Origin of the sequence: Vibrio sp. SCSIO 43133, assembly GCF_023716845.1 — a bacterium.
GTDB lineage: Bacteria > Pseudomonadota > Gammaproteobacteria > Enterobacterales > Vibrionaceae > Vibrio > Vibrio mediterranei.
This window is the reverse complement of sequence record NZ_CP068024.1, coordinates 2,034,238-2,047,293: the sequence shown is the minus strand read 5'-3', so window position 1 is coordinate 2,047,293 and position 13,056 is coordinate 2,034,238. Positions and strand designations below refer to the sequence as shown.

General features: G+C 42.6%; 11 protein-coding genes. 4 read left to right on the top strand and 7 right to left on the bottom strand.

Annotated features, from left to right (window positions below; all coding sequences use genetic code 11):
* Window positions 1-127: 127 nt before the first annotated feature.
* From panP to JKJ11_RS09720, 4 genes are all read right to left on the bottom strand, one after another.
* A complete protein-coding gene (panP, locus tag JKJ11_RS09735) occupies window positions 128-1,780 on the bottom strand; it encodes a pyridoxal-dependent aspartate 1-decarboxylase PanP (protein ID WP_252038081.1) in 1,653 nt (550 codons plus the stop codon).
* Window positions 1,781-1,964: 184 nt separating this feature from the next.
* The gene (locus tag JKJ11_RS09730) at window positions 1,965-2,477 is read right to left on the bottom strand and encodes a hypothetical protein (protein WP_006074733.1); all 513 of its coding nucleotides are present in this window, start codon (window positions 2,475-2,477) and stop codon (window positions 1,965-1,967) included.
* A gap of 98 nt (window positions 2,478-2,575) precedes the next feature.
* Complete coding sequence (locus tag JKJ11_RS09725; protein ID WP_006074732.1) at window positions 2,576-3,481, bottom strand: LysO family transporter; 906 nt, start codon at window positions 3,479-3,481, stop codon at window positions 2,576-2,578.
* A gap of 90 nt (window positions 3,482-3,571) precedes the next feature.
* Complete coding sequence (locus JKJ11_RS09720) at window positions 3,572-4,495, bottom strand: HDOD domain-containing protein (RefSeq protein WP_006074731.1); 924 nt, start codon at window positions 4,493-4,495, stop codon at window positions 3,572-3,574.
* A 374-nt stretch (window positions 4,496-4,869) separates the two neighbouring features.
* Here JKJ11_RS09720 and JKJ11_RS09715 point away from each other — a divergent pair, with 374 nt between their 5' ends.
* On the top strand, window positions 4,870-5,460 hold the full coding sequence (locus tag JKJ11_RS09715; protein ID WP_252038080.1) for a TfoX/Sxy family DNA transformation protein: 591 nt from the start codon (window positions 4,870-4,872) through the stop codon (window positions 5,458-5,460).
* A 52-nt stretch (window positions 5,461-5,512) separates the two neighbouring features.
* Here JKJ11_RS09715 and JKJ11_RS09710 read toward each other — a convergent pair whose 3' ends face one another.
* The 3 genes from JKJ11_RS09710 to JKJ11_RS09700 form a co-directional block, all read right to left on the bottom strand.
* On the bottom strand, window positions 5,513-6,058 hold the full coding sequence (locus JKJ11_RS09710; protein ID WP_006074729.1) for a hypothetical protein: 546 nt from the start codon (window positions 6,056-6,058) through the stop codon (window positions 5,513-5,515).
* Between the two features lie 310 nt (window positions 6,059-6,368).
* The gene (locus JKJ11_RS09705; protein ID WP_062459398.1) at window positions 6,369-6,866 is read right to left on the bottom strand and encodes a response regulator; all 498 of its coding nucleotides are present in this window, start codon (window positions 6,864-6,866) and stop codon (window positions 6,369-6,371) included.
* Window positions 6,867-6,877: 11 nt separating this feature from the next.
* Entirely contained in the window at window positions 6,878-8,830 is a 1,953-nt protein-coding gene (locus tag JKJ11_RS09700; protein WP_252038079.1) for an ATP-binding protein, read from the bottom strand.
* A 147-nt stretch (window positions 8,831-8,977) separates the two neighbouring features.
* On the opposite strand from JKJ11_RS09700, the gene JKJ11_RS09695 reads away from it, so the two are divergent.
* The 3 genes from JKJ11_RS09695 to JKJ11_RS09685 all read left to right on the top strand — a co-directional run bounded on the left by JKJ11_RS09695 (window position 8,978) and on the right by JKJ11_RS09685 (window position 12,982).
* On the top strand, window positions 8,978-10,258 hold the full coding sequence (locus tag JKJ11_RS09695; RefSeq protein WP_038230239.1) for a DUF945 family protein: 1,281 nt from the start codon (window positions 8,978-8,980) through the stop codon (window positions 10,256-10,258).
* 131 nt (window positions 10,259-10,389) lie between these two features.
* On the top strand, window positions 10,390-11,484 hold the full coding sequence (gene serC / locus JKJ11_RS09690) for a 3-phosphoserine/phosphohydroxythreonine transaminase (protein WP_252038078.1): 1,095 nt from the start codon (window positions 10,390-10,392) through the stop codon (window positions 11,482-11,484).
* 202 nt (window positions 11,485-11,686) lie between these two features.
* Window positions 11,687-12,982: a hemolysin family protein gene (locus JKJ11_RS09685; RefSeq protein WP_252038077.1), complete on the top strand. Its 1,296-nt coding sequence runs from the start codon at window positions 11,687-11,689 to the stop codon at window positions 12,980-12,982.
* Window positions 12,983-13,056 lie beyond the last annotated feature (74 nt).

Here is a 13,056-nt window from a genome sequence, read left to right as displayed (position 1 = left end):
ATGGAAGAAAAAAACAATTGAAGAAAAAACAGCCAGAAATCGCCAGTTTCTAGCTCGTTTTTACCGTATTACTCCCACAAAACAGAAAGAAATTTTCATAACTGCGAGAATGAAATTGATTTCACTTTTAGTCTTTTGTACGAAGGATCTCGTGAGAGACTTGATCAAGTCTTGCCATTAAGTTAGACACCGTTTTAGCAATATCTCTTTGTTCTTCAAGTACTGAACTTAACACATCCGTTGTAGTTAAAGGGTTGGCTAGTACGACTCTAAACACAATAGTGTCGCGCAGTGTCCATTGAGTTGGATTAAGTTGTGTGCGAGATACAAAGGAGAGCCCGGTTTCTCGCTGTTTTTTCTGAATGACTTTGGTCAGTTCATTTAGCAAGTTATGGATCTCGGTTGTCTGCTCGGTTGAAGCACTAGCCAGTGCATTACGGACATATTTTGGAACGTAGCGATAGGTCAGGAGACACAATTCTGGTTCGCTTACGAGCTCGAAATCGTCTTGTTGTTTAATGAGGTCAGCAAAGTAACGAGCTTTTTCTATGCTTTGATTGATCAACAGCTCATAACCTGGACGGCTAATTATATGCATTGCGGCATACACGAGCATTGCCATGCCTGAGCGTGAACCTTCTAGAGTGTGACTGCCCAAGTCTTTCGACCCTTTACGCAAAATATACTGAGCGTGGTGTTCGATGCTCTTCATGGCATCTGGTTGCTTGAACAACACCATACCCGCACCCATAGGGATATAAAGCTGCTTATGCGCATCAATTGTCACTGAATCCGCCAGTTCCACACCATCTAGTAGATAGCGATATTTAGCCGACATCAAAGTAGCGCCGCCCCATGCCGCATCAACGTGAAAGTGACAAGACTCTTGTTGGCAGATTTGAGCGATTTCTCTTAATGGATCAACGTTACCTGTTTCGGTTGTCCCGGCAACGCCAATGACCGCAAAAGGTTTGATCTTGTCTTCTTTGAGCTGAGCAAATTTGGCTTTTAGATCTTCAGGGCAGATTCGGTTAGAACTATCCGTTTTAACTGCGACCAGACCTTGTTGACCAATGCCAAGGACGTCGGCAGCTTTTTTTAGAGAATAATGCCCACGTTCAGAGACAAGCACGGCTAGACCTTCATAACCGTAATGTTTCATTGCCTTAAACAACCCTTCTTTTTCCACGCCAAGGAAATCACCTTGTGCTTTTAACGCGTTATTGCGTGCCACCCAAAGTGCGGTGATATTAGCAATGGTGCCTCCCGAGCAAAATGCACCAAGAGAATGGTTAGCACTGTGCATCCATCGACTATAGAAAGGGTCGGATTCACCATAAATCAGTTTATGGAGCATACCCAGAACTTGGCGTTCTAGAGGCGTGAATGCTTTGGAGGTTTCAATCTTTACCAAGTTCTGATTTAGCGCGATCATAATTTTCGACAACGGCATCAAGAAATAAGGCAAGGCCGAGGTCATATGACCAATAAAACTTGGTGAAGAGGTGTGTACCGAGTGCGATACGAGCGTATCAAGAAGGTGTTCAGTATGGTCCGAAACAAACGCTGGTTGTTCTGGAATAACAGCACTAGAAAAGTCCTTTTCAATTTCATGTAAAGGCTTTTCTTCTGCCACTATATGTTCGCGCAAAAACTGGTTTAAGTTCTTGGACAATCCTTCTTCGATTTGGGTCAGAGTTGAATCTGGTCCTTCAGGGATAGTGAAGATTCGAAGAAGGCTTTCGAAGCTGACATCAGCAATTTTCTGCTCAGATACCATACCGTGATCTACTATTATTCCGTTACTGCAAGCGGCACAATCTAAACCAATTAGCGGTGAAAGTCTCGCAAAAATTGGGATGGGAACTTAATTTTCATGGGGTAGCGTGCGAAGCATTGTGTGAATGGTCAAATAAAATGCAAAAAGCTGGCAGTTTGCCAGCTTTTTAAATGTCGTTAATCCACTATTTACACTCGGTTTTTTCTACCTTCTGGATAGCCGAGTTGTATTTATTAAGTGCGGTGTCGATCTTCTTTGGGTGGCTGAGTAAATCAGCAAACGCGCTACGCAGATCGTAGTTCTGTTCATGAGGTTTAGCTTGACGATCAGCGAAGCTCTTAGCAGCAGCTTTACCTAACATATCATTACGCTGTGCTAGCGCTTTTACATCTTGTTGTTCTAGTTGTAGCCAACTTTCGATAGAGCGCTCAGTTGCTACTTTGGTTGGTTCGTTCTTTAAGTAGTAATGAACGGCCTCGCGATTAAGTTCAAAATGGTTTTTACGACCATCTAGAAACCATTGTCCAACGCTTTCAAGTTCTGGATATTGCTGGGTCGTTAATTGAACGAGATCATCATACCATTGGATAGATGCATCGATATAAGCATCGTATTTCTTCTCTAAGCATTGCGTGTCAGCTGAAAATGAGGAAAAAGAAGTTCCGACGAGCATTGCTGCGATAAGCCATTTTTTCATTATATTGTCCTTTGAATTGGGCTAACTAAATTATTAATACGTCTTTATTGTTGTTTTGATAGCGAAGCATATCTGAAAAATCGCTGTTTTCCTGCGATCTAACCAGCAAGTGATACAAAAAATAACATCATCACTGGTACCAATAGACTCAAAATAAAACCACTAACGATGGCGACTGGGACGCATCTTACGCCACCAGTGCTTTGAATGACGGGTAGGGTAAAGTCCATCGCAGTTGCTCCTGCATAACCTATGGCGGTACAGGGTTTTCTGGTGATTAACAATGGGATAAAGACAAGTGCAACCAGCTCTCTTAACAGTTCAATCATAAAAGATGCGCCACCGTAAACTGGTCCAAATGCATCGCCCATTAGAATTCCTGCTAGTGAATACCACCCAAATCCTGACGCCATAGCAAGACCTTTGTAGACAGAGATATCAAGTACCATTGCAGCAATTGCACCACCTATGAGAGAGCTCACGACAATAATGAGTGCGATCGCCATGCCTTGCTTGTTTACCAGAATCTGTTTTAGCGTGAGTCCGCTGTTTCTTAATTGAATACCGATAAAAAATAGTAGAGCGAGCAGAATCCACTCACTGGCAGTTTCTACCCAGCCTAAACCTATTGGCAACAATAGGCCGGCTACTAAGCCTGAACCGACCACTAATATGAGCTTTAGTGACTCTAACGCCATGGCTGAAAGGGGTAGGTTACTTGTCAGATTTTCGGTCTTTAGTGGCAGAATACGGTCGACCAGGGGTAAAGACAGCAAATTGCAGGCACCGATTGACACAAAGAACACCAATGTCATGGTAACAATGGTCTTGAGGTTGCTTCCGAAGTTATCTAATGCGGCTAGGCTCAGTCCCATTAGGAACAAGATGATGTAAATCAACCATGAGGTCGCTTTATTTAACGTCTCAAGCAATGATTTATTATTAATAGAAAAAAAATAACCGATGACTAGCGGCGTAAAAATATACAGCATCCCTGAAAACATTGACGCGACGATCCTTCGTTATTATTAGCGTATGCGGTATTGTGAGAGGTTTACTTCACAAAAACAAGAGTGAGATAGGAGATTGCTCTCCTACATTCCTGCTGAGCGGATAATTTCTGATGTCTTGGTTTTGAATTCCTGATCAGACATCGTCGTTAACTTATACAGCACTTCTGCACCATCTACGTTTATTTCAACTTCATGTTCTTCTAATGCTTCGTGATCTTGCTTTCGATACAACAACACGTGATTGGCGATTCGTGCGATATCGAGATAAGACACTTCTGGTCGCTCTAGAGACTTAGGTTGATTCGACGCCACTTCGATAAAGTCATTGTCGAAGCCCCAAGTTTTTAATACTTGCTCACTGGTGATAGGGCAGCGCGAGTGGAATATTTGCATCGCAAGGTTGGAGTCAAGGTAGTTGCCTTTCTCTAAATAGAGGTGATACTCGTTGACTAGGCAGAACAGTCCAATGTCTGCTAGGAAGCCAACAAGTAACGCTTTTTCTTGCTCAAGATATTGATAGGTTGTTGGCGCTTGATCTTGGAAAGCTTGGGTGACCATCACCATGGTCGCAGCGAGCTCTCTTGATACTGCTGCACTTTGTACCAAAACATCCTTACATTCCTCAGTCAGATTGACGGAGTGCTTAAGAAGTTCTATTGATTGGGCAGTTACAATATCTCTGACACGAAGGATACCTAAGCGAGAGACCGCTGTATTCAGGTCCTTACAGGTCACATTGCCACGATTAAAGATGACAGAGTTGGCGACTTTGAGCACGATAGCTGCTAGTCCAGGATCTTCTAACAGGCAATTTGCGATGTCCGAAATCCCGGTGGACTCTAAGGAGCACAGTTTTTGAATCTTGAGAACAACTTCGGAAATTGGAGGAAGAGATATTTTTCCGGTATTAATTGATTGTTCTACGAGCTCAGCAAATTCGGTTTCTAAGCTCTCTATAAATAATTGTTGGTTGTCTGGTAGCCAGTAAAAAGATAAGTGGTTCATAAGATTTCGACAGCTGGAGATAGAAGGTCAGTTTACCTGTCAGGCTTTACAATTGACAATAACCTAAATGCCAAAATGTAGTCTTAGGTCAATTGTTTGACGTTTGAAACACCATTCAATTAGAAAATTGTTAATGAAATCGGTTGTATAATAGGAATCATGTGAAGTGACTCGCAAAGCTTTTGCTTTTAAGTCGCACATTTGTGACGTTGAGCCAGACTTATTTTGCATTGTGAACTATTATAATTACACATAAAACAAACAGAGCAGTTACTACTTATCTTGACTGACTCTAAATAATATTTTTTCGCATTTATCCGCTGCTATTTCTGGTGATCGTATTAATCGGGGTAAAAGATTAAGGATCAAAGGAAATGATAGAGCAATCTTTTTACGACTACACAATTCAATTCGGCATCTCTCAAAAGCGCTCCATGTTTGGTGGTACAGGGCTGTTTAAAGACGGTGCTATGTATGCGCTTATCAGTAACGATAGAGTTTTTATTCGTGGTGGCTGTGCTTTAGACGAGACGCTACAAAACCTAAATTGTGAAAAGTTTAGGCATGTTAAAAAGCAATCTACAGCAACCGTTAATTACTATGACATTACGGCGTTGTTTAATGAAAGAGCACCGATGCTAAGTGACTTAGTGCAGCGTTCCATTACTAATTCTGTTGAACAGCAATCGAGCAAAAAGTCTGCAGAAAATAGAAGACTTAGAGACCTACCGAATATGCAGCTCACGCTCGAACGTATGGTGAAGAAGTCTGGCATTGAAGATGTAAAAACATTCTTGGAGTTGGGTGCGCCGCAAGTGTTCAATAAAGTAAAAAGAACCTATGGCAATGATGTGGATGTAAAATTGCTTTGGAAATTTGCAGGGGCGGTTGAGGGAATACACTGGAAGTTGATTCAAGACCCCCGTAAACAGCAACTGCTACAGTACTGCTCAGAAATTGATTAAATAAAAAAGGTCGTGCTTAGCACGACCTTTTTCGCTCCGTTCGCTAATAGCCTTAGAATGCAAAGCGAGCAGTAAACATAAGTTGATCACCATAGATATGGTTGATACGGCCCTCTAAGCCTAGTGAGAATAGTTCAGTTGAGTGGAAGCGACCATATACGCTACCCATCCAACGATCTTTATCACCAACGTTCAGGTAACCGGCTTTACCACCAATCTCAAGCTGTGGACCTAACCATTGGCGCACACCTAGGTTAACTTCCATACCTGTGTCTGTTTTGTGATGCTCACCGCTATCGTGGATGTGAGCAAGCATTTCACCAGTAAAGTCCGCCCAGTTATTTACCGGAGCGTGGAAGCCAACACCACCAGAAAAATCGTAATCGCCTTCAAACTTAGAATCAATGCTACCAACGATATGAGCGTTAGGGTGGATTGACTTGCTAATTGCAGCACCGAATGTCATCGGACTTGCACCAATTCGAGCTTCAGCATAATCATAGTTGAAGTTACTCATTGTAGCTCGTGGTTCTTCTTGGTTTGCAAACGCCTGCTGAGAAGTGATTACCATCAGAGCGGCTAATAGAGTTTTGCGCATAGTGTCTCTAAACCTTTTTGTTGAAATTAATTCCTTGCCCATAAGAAGCACGCGCGTCGCATCAAGCTTATGGCGACAATCATTATCGGAGTATGATAATCCAATTTGTGATTGATTCACCAATAAAAAGTGTCTTTAACGAGGGCAAATTCCCAAAAATTTACATTGTCATACAGATTTCAATCAAAACGTCCGCATTCTGTAAGGAATTAGTAACAGAAAACCTGAGAGTAGCCACGCTATAATTCCCACAACTACAGTCTGTTATAAAGTTATAGTTCACAGAATTAGCACTTGGGATAAAACTCGGTCATTCGCCAAAGCTCATTCGATTATCTGATAGGGCCTTAAAAATCCGTTCTGTGTCTAAGATTCGTCCCCAAGGGGCGAGGTTCTTATCGTGTTCTATCACAAAATCAGTAAGTTGCTGTTTAACTACTTCTCTCAGGTGATCGCCTTTCCATGGTTTACTAATGTAGAAATCAAGACAGGCATGATTGACAGCTTCTATTGTATCTTCGTGGCCTGCTTGTCCTGTTAGTAATACCTTACGACAGTGCTTGAACTCTTCATTTTCACTAAGCTCGATAAGGAAGCTGACGCCTGTTTGTTCCGGCATGATGTGATCGCAGAGAATCAATGCCAGTCTTGTACCATCTTTAGCGTGTTCTTGAATCACTTCTCTTGCTTCATCAACTGATTCAGCACCTTCGACAACAAAATGTTCCTCATAATCATCGAGGTCCTGTAGAACACTGTCCAACACTTCTCGCTCATCATCTACACATAGGATTAGGTATTCGCTCATCGTAATACTCCTTATAATTTGTCATCGTTGTCGACAGGGATGAGTACAGACATATTGGTATAAACACCAACTTCAGAGTCGACTTCTATCCAGCCTTTATGTTGGTTCAAAATTTGTTGGCAAACAGAAAGACCGATACCCAGCCCGAAGTTGCCTTCTTTCTTAGTCGTGAAGTTAAGTTCGAATATCGACTCAAGTTGATCGCGAGGAATGCCAGCACCATTGTCGATAAACTGATACATGTTATATAGCGAACCTTCCCGAGCGACGCAGTCAGTCCGAATTGTCAGTTGCCCTTTTTCAGGGAGTGCGTCTAGCGCATTAGAAATAAGGTTGGTCCAAACTTGCTGCAAGGCAATGGGTTTGCAAAGTACCGGTTGGAGCTTTCCATACTCTTTAATGAGAGAGTGCCGTTTTAGTCGGTTCTCAAAAATGACTAACGTATCTTCGATGCCTTCATGTAAGTCGACACATTCGTAAGATTCATTATCTGGCCTCGCATAGCCTTTTAGGCTCTTGACCATGTCGGCAATTCGTTGGGCACACACTTGAATAGAACGCAGAGTGGCCCCGGTTACTTGAAAGTTCTCAAGTTTATCTAGCTCACTCGTTAGCTTATCTGGTGACAGCGTTGCTTGCGCTAAAAGCTGTTCATTACCTTGTAAGTTGAGGTTGACCAGTCGTTTGGCTAGTCGGCGCTCTTTGAGCGTCTCTTGAAGCTTTTTAGTTCTTGCTCTTATTTCCGAGGTGGAGAGTGGTGTGGAGTGTCTAGCTTGCTCAAGGACATTCAATCCGAGTTCAAAAGTGGATGGGTCATGGTTTTGCTTAAGTATAGAATCAATTTTCTCTGAAACGGTCTCTGCACCTCTCAAAATCGCAGAAACTGGGTTGTTTAGCTCATGGGCAACACCTGCGACAAGCTGCCCTAACATTGCCATTTTTTCTTGTTCTATGAGCTGTTGATGGGCCGATTCCAATGATTCCAATGTCTTTTGCAACTCGAGTTTAGTATCAATACTACGTTGTAAGCGACGGTTAAAGTGTCTCAGCAACAAGTTAGTGAAGAGTGGCAGTAAGTCGGTATTAGAATGCATTACTTGAGTGAATACCTTTCTATCTAACTTAATAACTTGCGTTGCGGTCAATGTCATAGCGGTTGAGAACGAGCATTCGCCAGTTACAAAAGACATACCGCCGACAATACCGCCTCGACTGTGTCGTACTACTTCACGCTGTTGACCTAACTCATCTTTTTTATACAGTGTCACCTGACCTTCGACGATAAACCACAGAAATTCATTAGGCTGGCCTTCAACGGTTAACAGGTGTTCGGGCGAATACTCTCTTACCGCACGAGTTTCGTCTTTTTCGGCAAAAAATCCCAACAGAGATTCAATGACTTGGGCGGCGAGTTCTTTGTCTGATAGTTCATGGAAATCGTGAATAAAACTGGCCCGATAGGAGTGCATTTTTTGGTCGATGTGGGCGCGGAGAATCTTCTGTTGATCGAGTACTTTGCCATAATGAAGTAGGTTGTCTTTCTCGTGAGTGATAACGAATTGAGTGAGCTCTTTGACGACCGTTTTGTGTAACTCTTTTTGTTCTAAGGGTAGAGTAAGGCAGTGGTCTAGTCGTCCTTCGTTGACGGCATTTAAAATCGCTTGAACGTCTTGGAAGTTAGTTCGGCTCACCAGTATCTTTCGCGCTGATTGAGCATGAAGAGTTTGTTCTAGCTGAATAAGAAACTCTCCACCATCGAAAAGACGACTATGTCTGGCAATTACCATCGCCAGCTGTTGCCCTTGAGCACCGATATATTGCAACAGTTCGTGTCCTTCACTGATGGACGTCACCAGATGAATATCAAAGTGTGACTGATAGAGAGACAGCTCAGTATCCAGAGTGTCCAAATTAATCAGATCATTGTCTAAACAGAGTACGGCGTATTGATTTCGCTTTGTCATGAACCTGCGCTATTCGATTCTCTCAACAGTAATTTTAATATATCAATAAAAAGCATGGGGTTATGAGAACTAGGTATGAGATTGGAGATCCTAGCGACTTGAGTTAGACTGAATGAAATATACTTCACAAAATGTCTTAAATACTCTATGAATCAATTGAAAAAATATGGCGCAATCGGCGGTGCAGTAGCGCTTGTTTTATGTTGGCCACTGGCTGTTGGACATATCGGGCAACAAGTTGTTGAGGATGGTGTAGAGCAACTAAACAACGAAGGTGTTACAGCAGAGATTGTAACCTACGATCGCGGTTACCTTTCTTCTAACGTAGAAACACGCTACCAAGTTAACGATCCTGTTCTGAAAGAACAGTTAGAAGTGGATGGCTTGCCCACAGAAATTGTGGTTCAGAGTGAAATTAGTCACGGTTTATTCAGCTTAACAGCGAACTCGCATATCCAGAATTATCCTGATTTCCCTCTCGCGTTAAAAACAGTGACGCAGCTGAATGGTAATACTGAATTTGAATTGTCACTCGATAGTTGGAGTTATCAAGGAGATGATGCACAGAAAGTTAGCATGTCTATTTCTCCGTCAGTGGCAACAGGTACTGCAACCGTTCTAGGTCAGTTGACGTTCAATGCTAATATCCCTTCGATTCAATTGGATTTTGAAAACGGTGAACAACTGACATTAACAGACTTGTCTGCAAATGGTGTTGGGAAAAAAGAGCAAGGTTTTTGGCTTGGTGATCAGAGTGTGACGTTAAAAAACTTCACCATTCTCGATGAAATGCATACTAGCATTTTGAATATTGATGATCTTGGCTACACCTTCAAATCGTCTTTTGATTCTGAAGCGGATCGCATTGATACCCAACACATATTCAGTATGAGCAATATGACCTATCCGGATGGTGGTCAACTGAGCGACCTCAAGGTCGACTTTGCGCTAACCTCGCTAGATAGAAAATCATTCGAAGGGCTGGTCGACTTGTATCAAACTAATCCAACTATCGCGCAAGCAGATATTACTACTTTAGCCCCTTTGATTGAGACGTTGTTTGCGCGTGGCTTTAACGTTGCGATGAACGACATGCACTTCAAAGTAGCGGATGATGAGTTCAAATCTAACTGGCTACTAAAAGTGCCTGAAGGGACTGAAAATGTATCACGTGATCCAAGTGTGGTGATGCCAGCGCTGACTGGTAACATGAACGCGTATATGTCAGAAGGCATGGTGAATGTTAACCCGATGCTTGCTCAAGGTATTGATGAATTGGTAGTGATGGAGATGGTGACGCAACAAGATGCAGGCTATCAAATGAAGGCTGATATTGAAGGCGGTCAACTGGTATTTGCCAATGGCCAGAAAATTCCACTAGTTGCACTTTTCTTGCCGCTCTTGATGGGGCAATCAATGGGGCAATAATCGCTAAGTGAGTACAAATTCCACTCATGATTAGAAAAGAGGTCTGATGGCCTCTTTTCTTGCTTTTTATCTCCGTAAAAACGTGATATTACTGGCACTTCTTTATGTATTTAGTCAGGAGTATAAAGGTCATGGAGCCGATTTCACATAACGTATTCAATTTCAGTGCTGGTCCTGCTGGGTTACCTCGAGCGGTACTACAAAAGGCACAATCTGAGTTGCTTGATTGGAATGATTTGGGTACGTCGGTGATGGAAATCAGCCATAGAAGTAAACCTTTCATCAAGGTTGCGGATGAGGCTGAACAAGATTTAAGAGACCTGCTAAATATTCCTTCCAACTATAAAGTACTTTTCTGCCAAGGTGGAGCGAGAGCACAATTCTCTGCTGTACCACTTAATTTATTGGGTTCAAAGACCAAAGCAACTTACATTGACGCAGGTTACTGGGCCGAAAGTGCGATTGATGAAGCTGAAAAATACTGTACACCTGTTGTGCATAAAGCGAAGACAGAAATAGATGGAAAAATTGCGGTTCAACCTGTGAGTGAATGGGTCATTGATGCCGACTCGGCATACGTTCACTTCTGTCCAAATGAAACCATCGACGGTATTGAAATCAATGAACTACCGCAGACTGAGCTACCAATTGTAGCGGATATGTCTTCGACGATTCTTTCACGTCAAATCGATGTGTCACAGTACGGCGTTATTTATGCGGGCGCGCAAAAGAACATTGGACCTGCCGGTATCTGTATTGCGATTGTACGCGATGATTTGCTTGATCTAGCCAACGATGTCCTACCGACATTTTTAAATTACAAAGTGCTCGCTGAAAAAGACTCTATGTACAACACGCCGCCAACTTTTGCGTGGTATTTGTCTGGTTTAGTGTTTAAGTGGCTGAAAGAGCAGGGCGGTGTTGCTGCAATTGAGAAGATTAACCGAGACAAAGCGGCGATTCTTTACAATCACATTGATGCTTCTGACTTCTACCACAACAATGTACACGAGAACAACCGTTCGCTAATGAACGTGCCGTTCCAGCTATCAAAACCTGAACTAGATGCTAAATTCTTGGAACTGGCAGATGAACGTGGTTTGCGCGCACTGAAAGGCCACCGCGCCGTAGGTGGTATGCGCGCATCAATCTACAATGCGATGCCGATCGAAGGTGTACAGGCGTTAGTGGATTTCATGAAAGAGTTTGAAGAGCAGTTCTCTTAAACGGTACTGACTATTTCTAATAGAGCCGAGCAGTTAAGCTCGGCTTTTCTTTTGGGTAAATGGCAATTTTCTCTCTTATTAATATTATCTATTGTGTCCATAAATAACCCAATAAATAGGACTCAGTAATTATGCACTAATTCACAGCTTCATTGCTGACAACTCGTTTATGCTTGCTATGTGTGCATCACTGGATCGGTTTATGGACATTATCTTATTAGCAAGTTTAATTGGGCTGAATGGTTTATTTGCCATGTCAGAAATCGCTTTAGTGGCAGCGAAAAGTGGTCGACTGCGAAAAATGGCAGAACGACAGAAATCTGCGCAACTTGCGTTAAAGCTTAAAAATAACCCCACATTATTCCTCTCTACTATTCAAATCGGTATTACTGCAATCGGTATTCTCAGCGGGATATTTGGTGAGGCAGTTTTATCTGCGCCGTTGTCAGTCTGGTTGCACTCAAAAGGCATAGACCCTGAACTTGCGAATATTTTGGCTACAGCGAGCGTAGTTATATCGATTACTTATTTCGCGATCGTCGTAGGAGAGTTAGTTCCAAAGCGGCTTGCGCAAAACAACGCAGAGCGAATTGCTATTCTCGTTGCCTATCCAATACATTGGCTATCATTATTAACCAGCCCTTTTGTTAAGCTTTTATCGGTATCCACTGATGCGGTGCTTCGTCTTCTTGGTCAAAAGGAGGGACAAAGCGATTGCGTGACCGAAGAAGACATCATTTCTTTAGTGCGAGAAGGTTCAGAAACAGGCGCTATAGAACAGCAAGAATTGGTGATGATCCGCAATTTATTGCATCTAAATGATAGAGCGGTAACGTCACTTATGACGCCCCGTAGCGACATACATCATCTTGATATAGATAAACCGATTGAACAAGCACTCAATGAGCTTAGGCAAACCAAGCACTCTGTATGGCCCGTGTGTCGTGGTGGTCTTGATAACATCATTGGTACGGTATCTTCAAAGAATCTATTGGATGAGTATGAAGTGCTTTCGGCGGGTAAACTCGCGAAAATGTTGCGTAAGCCAAGATTTGTTCCTGAATCAATGAAAGGATTAGCTCTTCTCAACCACATGCAGCAAACCAGCTCTGAGATGGCGTTTTTAGTTGATGAGTATGGTGACGTCCAAGGGTTAGTTACTCATTATGACTTGCTTAAGTCTATTGCTGGGGAGTTGGGGATGGCTCCGCAACAAGTTTGGGCTAAGTTGCTTGCTGATGGAAGTTGGATTATTGATGGATTAATTCCAATCAACGAGCTGAAACATAAGCTGGATATTCAAGAACTAGAGGGAGAGTTTGATGAGGGCTTCCAAACCTTGAACGGTTTTTTGTCCTGGCAGGTTGGGAGTGTGGCAAAAGCCGGGACACACATTTGCTATCAACAATGGGACTTTGAAGTACTGAAGGTTAAGAATAATCGCATCACCCAAGTAAGAGCACGTAGAGAGTGTGGAACTCAAGATACAGAGAAGTAGGATAAATAGAAAACTATTGCTACTACAATTAATTGGATGAAAAAGCCCGCTTCAATATGTTAGTGACATAGGGA